The 16567-nt window shown below is 35.8% G+C and carries 18 protein-coding genes and 4 pseudogenes; 10 read left to right on the top strand and 12 right to left on the bottom strand.

Annotation, left to right across the window (positions count from 1 at the left end; genetic code table 11):
• The first annotated feature begins 74 nt into the window (after positions 1 to 74).
• Both NST22_RS10475 and NST22_RS10470 read left to right on the top strand, forming a co-directional pair.
• Positions 75 to 368: a YolD-like family protein gene (locus NST22_RS10475; RefSeq protein ID WP_003231333.1), complete on the top strand. Its 294-nt coding sequence runs from the start codon at positions 75 to 77 to the stop codon at positions 366 to 368.
• Positions 361 to 1469, top strand: a pseudogene (locus NST22_RS10470) (Y-family DNA polymerase). Before NST22_RS10475 ends, NST22_RS10470 begins: the two are co-directional and overlap by 8 nt.
• A 54-nt stretch (positions 1470 to 1523) precedes the next feature.
• On the opposite strand, the gene phrK reads toward NST22_RS10470, so the two are convergent.
• From phrK to NST22_RS10450, 4 genes and pseudogenes are all read right to left on the bottom strand, one after another.
• A complete protein-coding gene (phrK, locus tag NST22_RS10465; RefSeq protein WP_004399440.1) occupies positions 1524 to 1646 on the bottom strand; it encodes a phosphatase RapK inhibitor PhrK in 123 nt (40 codons plus the stop codon).
• The gene (gene rapK / locus NST22_RS10460) at positions 1643 to 2758 is read right to left on the bottom strand and encodes a response regulator aspartate phosphatase RapK (RefSeq protein ID WP_003231340.1); all 1116 of its coding nucleotides are present in this window, start codon (positions 2756 to 2758) and stop codon (positions 1643 to 1645) included. Before rapK ends, phrK begins: the two co-directional genes overlap by 4 nt.
• Positions 2759 to 2912: 154 nt before the next feature.
• Positions 2913 to 3122: pseudogene (locus tag NST22_RS10455) on the bottom strand (phage holin).
• 708 nt (positions 3123 to 3830) lie between these two features.
• Positions 3831 to 4091 carry a hypothetical protein gene (locus NST22_RS10450; protein ID WP_010886526.1) on the bottom strand — a complete coding sequence of 87 codons (261 nt, stop codon included), beginning with the start codon at positions 4089 to 4091 and terminating at the stop codon, positions 3831 to 3833.
• A 124-nt stretch (positions 4092 to 4215) separates the two neighbouring features.
• On the opposite strand from NST22_RS10450, the gene NST22_RS10445 reads away from it, so the two are divergent.
• Positions 4216 to 4671, top strand: a complete 456-nt coding sequence (locus NST22_RS10445) for a hypothetical protein (protein ID WP_003231345.1) — start codon at positions 4216 to 4218, stop codon at positions 4669 to 4671.
• A 3-nt stretch (positions 4672 to 4674) separates the two neighbouring features.
• Here NST22_RS10445 and NST22_RS10440 read toward each other — a convergent pair whose 3' ends face one another.
• Entirely contained in the window at positions 4675 to 4899 is a 225-nt protein-coding gene (locus NST22_RS10440) for a hypothetical protein (protein WP_009967407.1), read from the bottom strand.
• 144 nt (positions 4900 to 5043) lie between these two features.
• On the opposite strand from NST22_RS10440, the gene NST22_RS10435 reads away from it, so the two are divergent.
• A complete protein-coding gene (locus NST22_RS10435) occupies positions 5044 to 5217 on the top strand; it encodes a hypothetical protein (RefSeq protein WP_003231348.1) in 174 nt (57 codons plus the stop codon).
• Positions 5218 to 5269: 52 nt separating this feature from the next.
• Entirely contained in the window at positions 5270 to 6193 is a 924-nt protein-coding gene (locus NST22_RS10430; RefSeq protein ID WP_003231350.1) for a hypothetical protein, read from the top strand.
• Positions 6194 to 6285: 92 nt separating this feature from the next.
• Here NST22_RS10430 and NST22_RS10425 read toward each other — a convergent pair.
• The 4 genes and pseudogenes from NST22_RS10425 to NST22_RS10410 all read right to left on the bottom strand — a co-directional run.
• A pseudogene (locus tag NST22_RS10425) lies at positions 6286 to 6378 on the bottom strand (ATP-dependent DNA ligase); the annotation flags it as partial.
• Positions 6379 to 6447: 69 nt separating this feature from the next.
• Positions 6448 to 7107, bottom strand: a complete 660-nt coding sequence (locus tag NST22_RS10420; protein WP_004399318.1) for an SOS response-associated peptidase — start codon at positions 7105 to 7107, stop codon at positions 6448 to 6450.
• Positions 7108 to 7328: 221 nt separating this feature from the next.
• The gene (locus NST22_RS10415) at positions 7329 to 7694 is read right to left on the bottom strand and encodes a hypothetical protein (protein ID WP_003231354.1); all 366 of its coding nucleotides are present in this window, start codon (positions 7692 to 7694) and stop codon (positions 7329 to 7331) included.
• A gap of 29 nt (positions 7695 to 7723) precedes the next feature.
• Positions 7724 to 7855: pseudogene (locus NST22_RS10410) on the bottom strand (SAR2788 family putative toxin); the annotation flags it as partial.
• Between the two features lie 46 nt (positions 7856 to 7901).
• On the opposite strand from NST22_RS10410, the gene NST22_RS10405 reads away from it, so the two are divergent.
• A complete protein-coding gene (locus tag NST22_RS10405; RefSeq protein ID WP_004399488.1) occupies positions 7902 to 8258 on the top strand; it encodes a hypothetical protein in 357 nt (118 codons plus the stop codon).
• Positions 8259 to 8291: 33 nt separating this feature from the next.
• On the opposite strand, the gene NST22_RS10400 is transcribed toward NST22_RS10405, so the two are convergent.
• Positions 8292 to 8630: a helix-turn-helix transcriptional regulator gene (locus tag NST22_RS10400; protein WP_009967401.1), complete on the bottom strand. Its 339-nt coding sequence runs from the start codon at positions 8628 to 8630 to the stop codon at positions 8292 to 8294.
• A gap of 170 nt (positions 8631 to 8800) precedes the next feature.
• Here NST22_RS10400 and NST22_RS10395 point away from each other — a divergent pair, with 170 nt between their 5' ends.
• The 3 genes from NST22_RS10395 to ppsA all read left to right on the top strand — a co-directional run bounded on the left by NST22_RS10395 (position 8801) and on the right by ppsA (position 13579).
• Positions 8801 to 9040, top strand: a complete 240-nt coding sequence (locus NST22_RS10395) for a TM2 domain-containing protein (protein ID WP_003231362.1) — start codon at positions 8801 to 8803, stop codon at positions 9038 to 9040.
• A 627-nt stretch (positions 9041 to 9667) separates the two neighbouring features.
• Positions 9668 to 10309 (top strand): endo-1,4-beta-xylanase XynA, encoded by a 642-nt coding sequence (xynA, locus tag NST22_RS10390; protein ID WP_003231377.1) that lies wholly within the window; start codon positions 9668 to 9670, stop codon positions 10307 to 10309.
• Between the two features lie 669 nt (positions 10310 to 10978).
• A complete protein-coding gene (gene ppsA, locus NST22_RS10385) occupies positions 10979 to 13579 on the top strand; it encodes a phosphoenolpyruvate synthase (protein ID WP_003231379.1) in 2601 nt (866 codons plus the stop codon).
• Between the two features lie 376 nt (positions 13580 to 13955).
• Here ppsA and NST22_RS10380 read toward each other — a convergent pair whose 3' ends face one another.
• Complete coding sequence (locus tag NST22_RS10380) at positions 13956 to 14219, bottom strand: hypothetical protein (protein WP_009967400.1); 264 nt, start codon at positions 14217 to 14219, stop codon at positions 13956 to 13958.
• Positions 14220 to 14595: 376 nt separating this feature from the next.
• On the opposite strand from NST22_RS10380, the gene NST22_RS10375 reads away from it, so the two are divergent.
• Positions 14596 to 14958, top strand: a complete 363-nt coding sequence (locus NST22_RS10375) for a DUF3221 domain-containing protein (protein ID WP_003231383.1) — start codon at positions 14596 to 14598, stop codon at positions 14956 to 14958.
• 496 nt (positions 14959 to 15454) lie between these two features.
• On the opposite strand, the gene bla is transcribed toward NST22_RS10375, so the two are convergent.
• On the bottom strand, positions 15455 to 16375 hold the full coding sequence (bla, locus tag NST22_RS10370) for a class A beta-lactamase (RefSeq protein WP_003231385.1): 921 nt from the start codon (positions 16373 to 16375) through the stop codon (positions 15455 to 15457).
• Positions 16376 to 16567 lie beyond the last annotated feature (192 nt).

The raw sequence follows: 16567 nt of genomic DNA, 5'->3' as shown, positions 1-16567 counted from the left end.
TGTTCTGTTGATATTAGATCAATCAAGGAGTGAGTCGATATGTTTAGGGATCGAGGAACTATCAATGGACATCAATGATGCTAGAACAATTAATACAGCTTAAACAAGATTTGATTGATGGATCAAAAGTTGAAAAGCCATCTTTAGATGACAAACAAATTGATGAGATGGATATTCTCGTTTCTGAGGCATTGGAATTTAATAAAGAGTTGAAATTCAAACTCTTTAACAAGGGATTTGTTGAAAATGTTACCGGCAGAGTACATTACATTAATTTTGAACAACAAAAGCTTCACGTAAAAGACCAGAACGACAATACAGTTTATATCAACATGAATAACATCATAAGAGTTATATACAATGACTGATTACTCACAATTTCCACGTGAGAATATACTCTGTGTCGATATGAAATCCTTTTATGCTTCTGTATCGGCTGTAGCAATGGGGCTTAATCCTTTAACATGTTATCTTGCCGTTGTAGGGAATACGGATAGACAGGGAAGTGTAGTGTTAGCTGCATCTCCTGCACTTAAAAAAGATTTTGGAATCAAAACAGGATCGAGACTATTTGAGATACCTGAAGATCCAAGAATATACATTGTAAATCCACAAATGAAGCTTTTCATCAGAGTTTCAACTGAGATTACAAAGCTGTTTTACAGATTTGTTCCTGAAAAATGTGTCCACACGTATTCAATTGATTAATCTTTTTTAGATGCAGGAAAAGAGAATCCTGAAGAAATGGCCAAAGCAATCCAAAGCAGCATGTGGAGAGAATTTGGTTTGATGTGCACAGTTGGAATTGGTGACAATATGTTGCTTAGTAAGCTTGCACTTGACCTGGAGAGTAAGAAAACAAAGAGTGGTATTGCACGTTGGAGATATGAAGATGTGCCAAATAGACTCTGGAAAGTTCGACCTTTGTCTAAAATGTGGGGGATAGGAGGGAGGATGGAAAGAAATCTGAATCGAATGGGTATATCAACTGTAGGTCAGTTAGCTAAATTTCCTTTAGAGCTGCTTGAAAAGAAGTTCGGAATAATGGGAAACCAGTTGTACTATCATGCTCACGGAATTGATTTATCTGAAATAGGAGCTCCATTGATGCAGGGGCAGATTAGTTTTGGTAAGAGTCAGATTTTGTTTAGGGATTATACAAAGAGAGAAGAGATTAAAGCTGTGCTCTTGGAGATTTGTGAGGAAGTCGCAAGAAGGGCACGTACATATAATAAAGTTGGTCGAACAATAAGTCTAGGAATTGGATACAGTAAAGATGAGCTTGGCGGTGGTTTTCATCGATCCAAAACAATTGATTTTCCCACAAATATCACGATGGATATTTATAAGTGTTGCTTGATGTTCTTTAATAAGTTTTACTCGGGCAAAAAACAGTGAGAAGTATCTCAGTTACGTTTGCAGGTACTGCGCTCCACAGAGCAGGGCTGACCGGTGGACATAAATCATAAAATAAAAGCCCACTCAAATGTTTGAGTAGGGCTAAATTAATTAATCAACCTTTTTTAACCTCCGACTGGCCTTTCAGCTACCTGGATGTTAGATGGTGAATCTGTACTCAATTGCGTTAAAGCTACTCCACTTAAAATCACAGCTAAAATAGATACGCAAAGCACAAGTTTTTTCATAAGATTCCCTCCACCTGATTCATTTTCTGTTCAGCCCAAATTTTCGCATTGAAAAAGCTCGTTGCTTCTTCAAAAGCACCTATTGATTCAAACCTTTTTGCAGCTATGTAGGACAATTCATCTACACTTTCAAGTTCATTTTGCTGTTTTAAAAACTCAATATTACTAATACAATTATTGAAATTATTTTTTAATTCCCCACAATAAAGGTTATACAGGATGCTGATTTTGGCTTCGTATACTTTATTCTCCATTAATATGAGTCTTTCCTGTGCTTTATTGTAAAAATTAATGGCTTTCATTTTTTCGTCAATTTTAAAGAGTTCTTTAATCATCATGAATAAAGAATTTATATAATAAATCGAATGTAACCAAGATTCATTTCCTATTGCTTTTTCAAGAGATTCAATGCATTTATCAGGTTTGTTCCAATCAGAATAAACGATACTAAGATTGTGAAATAATTGAGCTTTTAAAAATTCATCTTTTGTTTCTTTTGCAATATCAATTGCTTCTAAGTAATATTGTTCTGCTTCCTCAAATCGTTTCATATCAGCATAGTTTGCAGCTGCAATCATTGTTGATGTAGCTAGTTTGCATTTATAATCAGGGTGTCGCTTATATATTGAAATTGCATTTTTTATATAATGTTGTGCCACAATGCTTTGTTTAACAAGAGTATATAAGTAAGAGACTTTAGAGTAAAATTCAGCTGCTTCAATTTCATCTGGAATTTCTGCAAGCTTTTTCTCAGCTAATCCATATAGGTTAATTGCTCGATCATAGTTTTTGTTGTATGCCTCGTACATTGCTTCAAATAAATAAAAGTTGTATTCTAATTTATCATTTGTTTTTGTTATGAAGTTTTGATTGTCTTCAGTAAAATAGGTGTGCTTTTGTAAAGGCTCTCCTCGTGAAGAATGCAGCAACATTTTATGTCTTTCTTCTAATAGACTATAATACGCAAGAACTTCTTGATCTTCTTCCATTTCATCAAAAAGTTTCTTTATCTCTGAATAATATTTTATTGATTCATCAACCTTTTGTTTTTTTATAGCAATGTACCAGTCATTCAGTGTAGTAGCGACAACTTCAGAAGCGATCTTACTCATTTAAACCCCTCTTTCTGAAAATTTCAAAAATCTCTCGAAAACAATCATAACATAGTCATTGAAAAAATTGTAAAAGGATGTAAAGTTTTCTGCAATTTTTTCATTTGAAAAAACGAAAAAAATACCCTCCTCAATCAAGAGAAGGGTATGGGGTTTATCTCGGTGAATCATAATCCATTGCTTGTTCACTATCAGAAATACCTTGAGTTGTTGGATCAACAATAATGCCCAATGCAGTTAAAAAAGTCAGAAGAGCATTAAATTTCTCTGTTAAATCGTCACCAAATACAGTCAAGTCATATCCAAAAGCAAAGGCAATTGCTTATCGTAAAAATTTATAATGAGCTAAAAAGACAGTAAACATAAGAATTTTTGATACTTTAATTAGTAAATAGGGGGTAAACGATCGTAAAACATAAGCGGGAGTAGGGGAAAGTGGTTGTTTTGGGAAGATATTTATAAAAAAAGAAAATTTTAAGAAGGAAAAACGTTGATACTATAGGCTTTTACGATAGTGATTACGATGTGAAAAAGGGTGATTTTGATGTGGAATTAGGAAAATGAAAATTTGGATAGGGTGTGGAAATGGAAGTGCTATGGGTACATTTGTTCTTGCTTTTGAGTATTTGGATGTTAATACACCCCCAGATAATGGTAGTGTAATCCCTATATAATAACTCTTATACCTGCATTTCAGTTACATATAATGGTTATGATCGAATGCTTTATGGATGCATCTAAAAAAGGGAAAATCAAGAATATTTTTTTGAAAAAGCAGAATAACTTCTGTCTTAAAATGAGATAAATTATTTTGTTTTTGATCGTTATCGTAACAGGAAAAATTAATACGAACACTTATTATGTCCTTAATAAGCAAAATGTTCTGAGTAAAGTACTATATATTCAATGATCTCGACTGACTAAACCTTAGATGCAATATAAGATATGGACTCAGCGGTAACAGAAGAGAAGGAATTAGGGAAAGCATTTGATTTCATACATAAAAGACCGCATAGAAAGAAATATCTTGCTTAAAAAGGTGAAAAAGGAGCTAAAAAAGCTCCCTATAAGTTTAAACAACTTTTGTATAAATAGCCGTATAAAACTGAATTGAGTAATCGAAATAATAACGTGTGAGAGTATAAGTATATCCATTGTATTCAATAGAAGGCTTGAAGTTTGGTAGGGGGCTAAGCTGATATATGGTGTCATAATCATATTCATCACTTTTTACTATCACTTCAGACGAAGAACTTGTTGCCAAGACAGGAGCAGCAGATACCAGCATACCTAATGATAAAGCAGAACTCAATAAAATTTTTCGAAGGTTCAAATATATCAACTCCATTTACATTTTATATATTAATTATGAGTTAAATGGAAGTTGCTTTGGAAGTGACTAATGGATCATAAATAGTTAAAATCGTGATTTTAAACAAATAAATTAGGAGGGAATTATGGCTGACAGATATGTATTAATTGAAGTGAATGAAGACGGAGAAGGAAGGTTAAAAGATGAAGCTGTTACTTGGATTGACTTCCGATTAAGCATTGTAGATTTTAATGCCAGTGAAGGACTAAATCAATTAATGGAGCAAATATCAAAAGATGTGAAAGATGAGTTAGTTTTGGTTCTTTTTAATTATCGTGTTAAGTCCTCTTATGATTCTTGGAGTGGAGCAACTGAATATGAAGACTTCTTTGATGTTGAATTTTTCAAAGTAATTAAAAAGAATTATAAGAAGTTTTACCAAGGATTAGTGACAGTAGAATTAGATGTCGGTATTAATGGTTTTGACAATATTGAATCTATGCCAACCGACTCTAACCAAAACTATTATAGAAACTTAATTGCTGAGTGGGAAGAGTTTTACAATGAAGATTTTATCCCATTAAGTCTAAATAAAAGATAGTTTTTAACTAAACATATAAGGATGGATCGTTATCGATAAAAGTACACGCATCGATAACGATCGCAGAAGGGGATGTAAATTTCTATAGCGGCGTATTTTCTCGAAATAGCCTGGATACTTATTCTGCTTTGATCTGGATTTAAATACAGACCAAATTACAGCAGCTAGTGTATAATCCAGGACTTTATCAAAAGTCCAATTTGTAAAAAGATCAAGAAGAAAATTCATTAGCTTTCACCTCCAAGACAAAATTGTCCTATCTCTCTTAGATGGCATGTGTATGACACGCCTCTATAATTAAAAGAGTGAAATCCAATATGAAAATCTAAAAAGAATTGAAAAAACATAAAAAAAATATAAAGGGTGCAGTAAATGACGGAAATTAAAGCGAACTCAACTGTAATGATTCACGTACTGGCTGACGAAACACTTAGCAGCATCAAGCGCGAATACGTAGAGGTCGATCGTAAAACGGAGATTGGCGAGAAGATCATTATTGTTGATAAAAATGATCCAGATGATGAATACGAGAACGGAGCAATTTAATATGGATTTTCAATTTTCAAAATTGTAAGGTTAACTTATCTACCCGGAGGTGATGTTAGTGTATATAGGAAATGGCCATTACTGTTATTCAAATTCAACTGCAATGTTTCTTTCATCAATAGGAGAAAATGTATCTCCTCAACTTGTAGAGATATTAACTGGTGTTGGGTTAGGTGCCATGATAGAATATGAAAAAAACCTTTATTTTAGTATGAGAGATCCTGATGATGGTATCAATTATGCTTTAAACATCCTTGGATTTACTGCAGAAGAACATCAGCAAGCTAGTGACTTAGATGACCCATTTCCGTTATTAAAACAGCAAATCAAACAAAACCCTGTCATTCTAGGCCCTTTAGATATGGGGGAGCTAACATACCATCCGAATCATAAAAATTTAAATGGTTCTGACCATTATGTTCTAGGGTACCAAATGGATAATGAAAATATTTATGTGCAAGATCCAGCAGGCTTTCCATTTGTTCCATTATCACTGGACCAATTTAAGAAGGCTTGGATGGCGGAAAGGATTCCGTATAGGAAAGGAATCAATAAATATTGGTCTACAGCAAAAAAGGTTGTCACATTAGACAATAACGAAATATACGAGAGAGCAATTGATTATTTTAAGAGAACTTATCGGAAATTCGAAAAAGTGGATATAGGGTTAATTGGAAGGGAAGCAATTTGTTTTTATGCTGATCAATTATTAAATGCCCCTATTACAGCTGATACTATAAGGCATACAACATTCTTCCTTTTCCAATTAAGTGCAAGAAGGGCCAACGATTATGCAATGTATTTTAAAGATAGGCATTCACATTTATCAGTGTTGAAGACTGAACAGGCTAAGGTGTTTGGGATATGTCATTCTATGTCTGTAAATAAAGATTGGAAAGGTATATCGGAGAAGTTAATGAAGCTAGCCGATTTAGAGGATAATTTTAGATTGGAACTTTTAAAAGTCGGCTATTAATTATAGAGATTTCCACTTTAACAAACGGGGCGTTTGTTCAATAAAGGTCTCAATACATATTATATATATCAACTATGTATGAGCCCTTATTTTAATTTTAGTCTTGATAATTTAAGCTCAGTGATATAGCTCTCGTCATCAAAAGGCTCTTTTATTGAATGCAATAGCATTGGAGATACAAACAAAATACCACCTCCTACTTAGAACATATTAGCTAAGAGGAGGTGGTATATAAAGCGATATGGCAGTGGTACTTAATGGGATTCAATGAGCTCAGGTGAATTCACTAATGAAGATACCTGATATGCTTCCATGTCATCAGCATCATAAGGCAGCAACAAGCTTTGTAGATAATCAGGATCAGTATTTTTAGGATTTAGCCATTCCTTTTTGTTCTCATCAGTTAGGATAACTGGCATCCGATCATGAATGTCTTCCATAAGCTCACTAGGCTTTATTGTGATGATTGTGCAAGTGTACAACAGATTGCCTTCTAGCGTGTTCCACTTTTCATATAAGCCGGCAAAAGCAAAGAGATTCGACGATTTAAGTTTAATCCGCATAGGAATCTTAGTCTTTGGATCAAGGCGTTTCCATTCATAAAAACTGTCAGCCGGTATGATACAACGTTTGCTTCCGAGCGGCTTTCGAAAGCTGGGTTTCTCGGCCAATGTTTCAGCACGAGCATTAATCATTTTATAACCGATCTTTTCGTCTTTAGCACAAGGAGGGATAAGACCCCATCTAAGTTTACCCAGACGGTTATTAGATCCATCGTTGATAATTGTCAGGATGTTTTGTGAAGGAGCGACATTATAGCTAGGGTGATATTCACCTTCAGGTAAGAATTGATCTATGTTGAATTGCTCAATGATGTCATCAAACTCAGAAAATAAAGTGAACTTGCCACACATGTTCATCATCCTTTAGGGTTTTTGAATATTGTACAGGCTTGATACACAAAAATCAAAAAGGAGGAATGTGATGCAGCAGCAAACAGTTGAGGGTTAAGGAAGTTGAATGGAGAAAGAAAAGGTCAGTGATATTTATACAATACATTAAATAGTTTTTCTATAAATAGTTCTGATAGACTGTACAATAATAAGAACGCCCCCATATGGGGGCTTGGATCTGCTTAATAACCATTAAATCCCTTGATTTCAAAGTTTTCAGTATCGAGATTTAGGCTATTCAATTGCTTTAACAACACCTCGAATTTTAAGCAGTCACCGTTTCTTAATTCTTCTGGAATATCTTCAGGATTTGCAGTTTTCATTCCATTCTCAATCCACTGTTTTCGGTATAACTGAATTGCAGCGTCAATTAAATAATCTGGAGTTACAATAAAACCTAAGCTTACGTCATGATCTTCACTGTAGCCGTATTCAAAATCACAGCAAGGGCAGATATCAAATGTTTTTTGATACTCACCATCATTGTTTAATGGGTTTTGAATTAATCCTTTATATCCGCAAATTAAACATGTATATAATTTTGGCATAGCAATCCCTCTTTATATATTTATAGTTCCTATTGATTTTTATAATAATTATAACCAGCCTTTTTATTTGGATGTTTTGGCTTAAAGTAAGTTATTATAGTGTCCTTATTACCTGAGCGTTCCACAGATAAAAATTCATTTGTCTTTTTATTATACTTATACAAAGGGATTGAGACAGTTGCAAGGAATGGTGAACCGTACACAGTTTTGAACGATTTGCTGTTTGCTGCAGGCAATTTACATATTGGTCTGGGGCACGATTATTTAAAGTGCATTGCCTTACTAATCAATGTCAAAAGATTTTTTAGTTTAACAGAGTCATATGGAAATATTTCAGATAAATTAGCTGTTGTTGCTATGAAAGGTGTGCAATTTGATCAGTTTGAAGAAGCTTACAAAGCTTATAAAGAAACAGTTGCAATAAATCAAAATAGCTTAGTGGACTTTTTAAGTGCTTTAATTACTCTGATAAAAGCAGGTGAGAAGCTACAAAAAGCTGGTGAAAGTTTAGCTATCATCATGAATAAACTTCTTGAAATGAGTCCAGAAAATTCAATGAAATAATTGTTTTATGCAAAAGCCCTTATGAGGGCTTTTTTAATTGTTGTTTGCAGTAACCAACTTCAAAATTTTCCGTATAGGATCTAATATCTCAGGGGTAAGTTTATATCCATCCCAGTGAATATCTGGTTTTTCTAAAAACTCTTTTAGATTTTTTCTTTCCACTTTAGGATCAGGATCATCTGTTAATCCAAGTATGTAATCAACTGAAACATCATATAGTCTAGCTAAAATAACCAACTTGTCCAATGGTGGTTTTTTGCTTTCAGCTTCATACCCGCCGTAACTTGATTTTGCAATTCCAATTTTCTCAGCTAACTGTTCCATTGTTAATTTGTGTGCCTTTCGTAATTGCCGTAATCTTTGGCAATACATTTTGAATAAATGCCTCCCAAAACCATCTAGTTCAATTATATGAGCTTTCATTTCTCAATAAAATAAAAAATCTCAAAAGAATTTCAAAATTTTCACGATTTCTGGCGGAAAATGCATTATAATGTGAAAGCATTACTTTAAAAATGGTAGCAATGAACTAGGAGGAAGTCATGGTAAGCAAGAAGAACAAAATTGTAGCGGCATTATTAGCATTTTTCTTCGGGGGTCTGGGAATACATAAGTTTTATTTGGGAAGAGTAGGACAAGGTATTCTATATATTTTGTTTTGCTGGACTGGTATCCCCTCTATTATCGCATTTATTGAATTCATTATTTTTCTTTGTGGTAGCGAAGAAGGGTTTGATCAAAAGTACAATTTTTATTACTTTCAGCAGCAATCTAAAGCTTAATTTTAAAGAGGGATATACAGTCCCTCTTTAAATAAAAAAAGAAAGTTAAAGATATTTATTTTGAATTGGAGGCTCGGTTACATCCCACAGTTACCCTGATTGTCAATTCTTTTTTTTCTTTTTCAGAGCCCTTTCAAATAAAAATCTTGCAACTTCTTTGTAAAACTGATCTAAGCTATCATCCTCAAATTTGGTCAATAATTTTAATTGAGCAGTTCTTTCTTAGTATAACCTTAATTGTTTTCTTCTTCAGTTCTTCATATTCTTCATAAATTTGCTTCCCTTCATTAGACAAGCGGCAGCTACAATAATTTCACAATCTCTAATGTATATCTCCTTTATTTGAAATGGTTCAATGGGAATTCATTGCAGATATTACTCCATCTGAATTAGAAACAAGAATTGTGATCCTGCGAAAAAAGGATCAGGATATGGTGGAAGAAGACCACTTATAATGTGTTTCTAGGTATTTGTAATTGAATTACAAATACTTTTAATATTTGCTCATGAATTCGTGGTATTATACTGAAGGGGACGATCAAAAGCTTTGGCGTTAGTAATTAAGAATGTTTTAAATGTATACGAGTGCTACCTCAAAGTCGGAAAAAATATTATAGGAGGTAACATATGTTTAAGTTTAAAAAGAATTTCTTAGTTGGATTATCGGCAGCTTTAATGAGTATTAGCTTGTTTTCGGCAACCGCCTCTGCAGCTAGCACAGACTACTGGCAAAATTGGACTGATGGGGGCGGTATAGTAAACGCTGTCAATGGGTCTGGCGGGAATTACAGTGTTAATTGGTCTAATACCGGAAATTTTGTTGTTGGTAAAGGTTGGACTACAGGTTCGCCATTTAGGACGATAAACTATAATGCCGGAGTTTGGGCGCCGAATGGCAATGGATATTTAACTTTATATGGTTGGACGAGATCACCTCTCATAGAATATTATGTAGTGGATTCATGGGGTACTTATAGACCTACTGGAACGTATAAAGGTACTGTAAAAAGTGATGGGGGTACATATGACATATATACAACTACACGTTATAACGCACCTTCCATTGATGGCGATCGCACTACTTTTACGCAGTACTGGAGTGTTCGCCAGTCGAAGAGACCAACCGGAAGCAACGCTACAATCACTTTCAGCAATCATGTGAACGCATGGAAGAGCCATGGAATGAATCTGGGCAGTAATTGGGCTTACCAAGTCATGGCGACAGAAGGATATCAAAGTAGTGGAAGTTCTAACGTAACAGTGTGGTAACAGATCATCCTTAATCAGGGGTAGCTAACGGGCTGCTGATCGTTCCTTGAGAAGTTTTATAATCAATGATTATTAAAATCGTTAGTAATGGTTAAAGGTTGTTTTCTACTAGGTGAACGGCCTTGGAATTGCTGGAGGTAGGGTATTCTCCATCTGGTTTTAAAACTTTCCCTATAGGTTAATAGAATGGTATTTAAATGAGAATGCTATCAATTTTTTGTAGTCAGCGCTTGCTCACAACAGACACCTTTACATAACCCTTCTTTATCAAACATAAGCCTTATTCAAAATAAAAATATCTAGTAGTTAACCAGATCCTCATAACTTTATACTAGTTAAAGGTGGGACTGTTAAGAACAAAAAGTCCAATTTATGAATGGGGACTCTACGAACAAAGCAAGTAAGTTCAAAAAGAACCCAACTTTAGGATTTCCTTAGAGGATTGAATCAGCTCAAACCAAGTTTTTTAATGCGACTAGCTATGGAAATTAAGAAAAGAACCTGGTGAAATTTCCCAGGTTCTTTTTATATTGCACAAAAACAGACACGGTGATATAATCACACTACGTGCGCTTTCTAGTTAAAAAGTTATAGATATCCATCTTATAATTTTATTATATCCTGCTAGGAAGCTCTTGTCAATATTTTTTTTTGAAGGGGAGATGTAGAATGAGTTCTTTGGTTCTCGGTTTACATGAAATTGAAAAAACACAGCTTTCGCTCGTTGGAGGAAAAGGGTTACATTTAGGGGAATTATCAAAAATTCAAGGTATACAAGTACCAGAAGGATTTTGTGTCACAACAGTAGGATATCAAAAAGCCATCGAACAAAACGAAACGTTACAAGTGTTGTTGGATCAATTGACCATGCTAAAAGTTGAGGACCGAGATCAGATTGGTAACATCAGCCGGAAGATTCGGCAAATCATTATGGAAGTAGACATTCCTTCCGATGTTGTGAAAGCAGTGGCTCAATATCTCTCCCAGTTTGGCGAGGAACATGCCTATGCCGTGCGTTCTAGTGCGACTGCTGAGGATTTACCACATGCTTCTTTTGCCGGTCAACAAGACACCTATTTAAATATTACCGGCGTCGATGCAATCTTGCAGCATATCAGTAAATGCTGGGCGTCCCTATTTACGGATCGCGCGGTTATTTACCGTATGCAAAATGGATTTGACCACAGCCAAGTCTATTTATCCGTTATCGTTCAAAGGATGGTTTTCCCTCAGGCTTCGGGGATTTTATTTACCGCTGATCCGATTACCTCCAACCGAAAGGTGTTATCCATCGATGCCGGTTTTGGACTTGGTGAAGCACTGGTTTCTGGCTTGGTATCTGCCGATTGTTTTAAAGTACAGGATGGGCAAATCATCGATAAGAGAATAGCAACTAAAAAAATGGCTATCTACGGACGAAAAGAAGGCGGAACAGAAACACAGCAGATCGATTCTGATCAGCAAAAGGCTCAAACACTGACTGATGAACAAATTTTACAGCTGGCACGCATTGGAAGACAGATCGAAGCTCATTTCGGCCAGCCGCAAGATATCGAATGGTGTTTGGCCCGCGATACTTTTTATATTGTACAGAGTCGTCCAATCACTACTTTATTCCCCATCCCTGAAGCGAGTGACCAAGAAAATCACGTCTATATTTCTGTTGGTCATCAACAAATGATGACGGATCCCATAAAACCACTGGGATTGTCTTTTTTTCTGTTGACGACTGTTGCACCCATGCGTAAAGCCGGTGGAAGGCTATTTGTTGATGTCACACATCATCTGGCATCCCCTGACAGCAGAGAAGTTTTCTTAAAAGGCATGGGGCAGCACGATCAGCTCTTAAAAGACGCACTTATGACCATAATAAAGCGACGAGATTTCATAAAGTCGATACCAAATGATAAAACAGCACCAAATCCCAGCAGAGGCAATGCAGATATGCCGGCTCAAGTTGAAAACGATCCGACAATCGTGTCTGATTTGATTGAGAGCAGTCAAACATCGATAGAAGAGTTAAAACAAAACATCCAAACGAAATCAGGATCAGATTTATTTCGTTTTATTCTGGAAGATATTCAGGAATTAAAGAAGATTTTATTTAACCCAAAAAGTTCGGTTCTAATTCGAACTGCTATGAATGCTTCATTATGGATTAACGAAAAAATGAACGAGTGGTTAGGTGAAAAAAACGCAGCAGATACGCTTTCTCAATCTGTACCCCATAATATTACTTCAGAAATGGGTCTTGCGCTATTAGACGTCGCAGATGTGATTCGTCCTTATCCAGAGGTAATTGATTACTTACAACATGTAAAAGATGATAACTTTTTGGATGAACTGGCTAAGTTTGATGGCGGAAGCAAAACCCGAGACGCGATCTATGATTATCTCAGCAAATACGGAATGCGATGTACCGGAGAGATTGATATCACAAGAACTCGATGGAGCGAAAAACCAACTACACTTGTCCCAATGATTCTTAATAATATTAAAAATTTTGAGCCTAATGTCGGCCATCGGAAATTTGAGCAAGGGCGACAGGAAGCTTTGAAGAAAGAACAAGAGTTATTAGATCGATTGAAGCAATTACCGGATGGTGAACAAAAAGCCAAAGAAACAAAACGAGCGATAGATATCATCCGGAATTTCAGCGGGTTTAGGGAATATCCAAAATACGGCATGGTTAATCGATACTTCGTTTATAAGCAGGCTTTACTGAAAGAAGCCGAACAACTCATAGAAGCGGGCGTTATTCATGAAAAAGAAGATATATACTATCTCACTTTTGAAGAACTTCACGAAGTCGTGCGCACACATAAACTGGATTATCAAATCATCAGTACACGAAAAGACGAGTACACATTATATGAAAAACTATCTCCACCACGTGTTATCACGTCTGATGGTGAAATCGTTACAGGTGAGTATAAACGAGAAAATCTCCCAGCCGGAGCGATTGTAGGTCTACCTGTTTCCTCCGGAGTTATAGAGGGGCGAGCGCGTGTCATTTTAAACATGGAAGATGCGGATTTAGAAGATGGAGATATATTAGTTACCTCCTTTACCGATCCAAGCTGGACACCATTGTTTGTATCCATAAAAGGCCTAGTCACCGAAGTTGGGGGGCTGATGACCCATGGAGCTGTTATAGCCCGTGAATATGGCTTACCTGCAGTTGTTGGCGTTGAAAATGCTGCCAAGCTGATAAAAGATGGGCAACGAATTCGCGTTCATGGTACAGAAGGCTACATTGAAATCTTCTAATGTCTGATGTGTGTAGAGAACCGTCAGATATTCCGCCATCAGCCCTAACTAGAAGTTGGGAGGCTGCATTTGTACCGAATGATAAAGTTCCCGTTGAACTAACGAAGATCGATAGCACATTAAGAAAAGCTGGAACCTCTTTGAGGAGGTCTGGCTTTTCAATATAAAATTGGCGTAGTGTACAAAAGCCGTATTTTGCGGGCGGCACTTCTTTAAAGTGAATTTTTTATTACCAGCATTTAAAACCAAACTTTAGATTTTGTTCGTGTCAAAGAGAACTGGAGAATGTTGATGTTGTATTTGATAGGGGACCACATAGAAAGAAATACCTTGCTTAAAACAAGAGAAAAAGGAGCTAAAAAGCTCCTTTATAAGTTTAAACAACTTTTGTATAAATAGCCGTGTAAAACCCGATTGAGTAATCAAAATAATGACGTGTAAGCGTATAAGTATAACCGTTGTATTCTATTGTTGGCTGGAAGTCCATTGGCAGAGGACTAATGCGGTATATAGTGTCATAATCATATTCTTCATTTTTTACTGCAACCTCAGACGAAGTGCCAGCAGCCAATGCGGGAACCGCGGATATTAGCATGCCAAAGGATAAAGCAGAACTCAATAAGATTTTCCTAATCTTCAATTACATCAACTCCATTTACAATTTATACATATATTATGTTGTAATTGGAAGTTATTTTGGAAGTGAATAATGGATCATAAAAAAAGTAAAAATCTCGATTTTAATGGAAGTTGCGATAGTAAACGACAGTAAGGATAAGTATATTTATGCTGGAATCCAGAAAGAAGCGGCCTTCAATAATATATTTGAAAGCGCAAAAATGAGTAAGCGGATAATATCGAGGGCTACCACATGCAAATATTTGAGAAAGAATAAAAAGAAGGTTGAGGAATTGGAGAATGAGTATGCTGCTGTTATGAATTGCAAAAAGAAGTAGATGGGTTGGGTGATATCCTGTTGTTTATTTTAAAGATGAGTTTAAAGAGGAGGAAGAAAGATGCCTAAAATCGGAGTAAGCTTGATAGTGCTCATTATGCTCATTATTTTCCTTGCAGGCTGCAATAAAAATGAACAAAACGGAGACGAAACAAAGATGCAGAGCCTAGTAGGCTATGTCGTGCTTAAAGACAATGAAAGGGCAATTCTCATTACCGATACAAAAGCTCCAGGAAAAGAAGATTACAATCTTTCTGAAGGACAACTTATGAACAAGTTTAAAAATAACATAGTAATTGTAGGATTAAGTGAGATTGATAACACAGATGATCTCAAAAGAGGTGAAAAAATAAAAGTGTGGTTCCATACACGAAAAGAGTCAAATCCACCAAGTGCAACGATACAAAAATATGAATTATTATAAAAAAATTGTTGAATTCTCATATAGATAACCTCTGAGACAACAAATGTTGTTCTATTGCATTGAAACTGCCAGTGACCAATATCAAGTTCAGTTATGTTAATTCAAGTGGTTTGATATGTTAGTGTCTTCGAACGAGACGAAATATTGGAAGTGAGTCCGGATATTCATGAGTATTACAAATTGGTCACAGAATAAGAGACTTAAGAGAGTTGTCTGCATTGTATGTTCACTTGTATCTTTATAATGGCTTGCACTAAGGAGTATATTCTTGGAAGAAAAGAAAACGGATTTTAGGGTGCTTAGTCTTAATTCTTGTCAGATTCAAACTTTACTTGTTCCATAAAATGAAAACTTGCTGTTAATTATAATAATGTTTAATTTTGTGGTGTTTAAATATATGATTCTAGAGGTCTTATGAAAGAACCGTTCATCAAAAAATGAACGGTAGAAGTTAAAAAAGTAATGTCTTTTCCTTTGTGGCAAAAGGCTAAACATATTATTTGAGATCGTTAAGGACGACTTTTGCAGCCTCAGCGATAAGAGCATTATCATAATTAGCATCTTTCGTAAAGCGGTTTGACAGAATTGCCACAACAATAGGAGCTCTGTTTGGCGGCCAAACGATAGCAATGTCGTTTCGTGTCCCGTAACTTCCGGCTCCGGATTTATCGCCGACTTCCCATCCTATTGGAGCGCCTGCCCGAATCAGTTCGTCACCAGTAGCATTGCCTCGCATCCAATCGGTTAAGATCATGCGTTTGTCAGTCGTGAGAGTGTTATCTAAAGTGAAGGCTTTAAGATCGGTTGCCAGTGCTTTTGCGGTGCTGGTGTCACGAATATCACCAGGAATCGCAGAGTTTAGATCCGTCTCGAATCGTTTAGCTTTCGTTACATGATCCCCAATCTGTTTCAGTGACTTTTCAAAACCTTTAGGGCCGCCAAGCTGTTGCAACAAGATGTTCCCAGCGGTATTATCGCTGTAACGGATAGCCGCTTCCGAGATTTCTTTTAGGCTCATGCCTGTATCTAGGTGTTTCTCTGTGATTGGAGAATATGTAACAAGATCGTCCTTGCTGTAGTGGATGACTTCATTAAGTTTTTCAATTGAGTTTTTCTTCAGGACAGCAGCTGCGGCTAGAACTTTATAGGTTGATGCGTAAGCAAATCGTTCATTCGGCCGATAGGCGATTGTCTTGTTTGAACCTATATCAATTGCATAAACACCAAGCCTGGCATCAAATTTTTTCTCAAGTTGAACAAATTTTTTATTCGTTATACAGCTTGCCATGTTTGTGTCTTCTATGGATTTTGCTTCGGCATGTGTTGAGTTGAAAAAAGGTGTGAAACCAGTAATGCTTAAACATAAAAGCCCAACACATATTCCGAATTTTATTGACGCTTTAGTTTTCAACTTCATCAGGCCTCCTCATTCAAATGATTTTGTATTACCTTTGAAATGTTTCCCATGACAGTTAGTGTAACAAACCCCTTTGCGCTAGTAAACATAGAATCAATTGATCTTATATTTTTATAAGTTGGGAGAACAAGGGCATAAGAATAGAATCAACAAAAAAGCTGACAATGACTGTCAGCAAAGTCATCTATTAGA

Source organism: Bacillus sp. PS237 (assembly GCF_037963345.1).
Lineage (GTDB): Bacteria > Bacillota > Bacilli > Bacillales > Bacillaceae > Bacillus > Bacillus subtilis.
The sequence above is the reverse complement of the archived record's forward strand: the minus strand, read 5'-3'. Positions and strand labels throughout refer to the sequence as shown.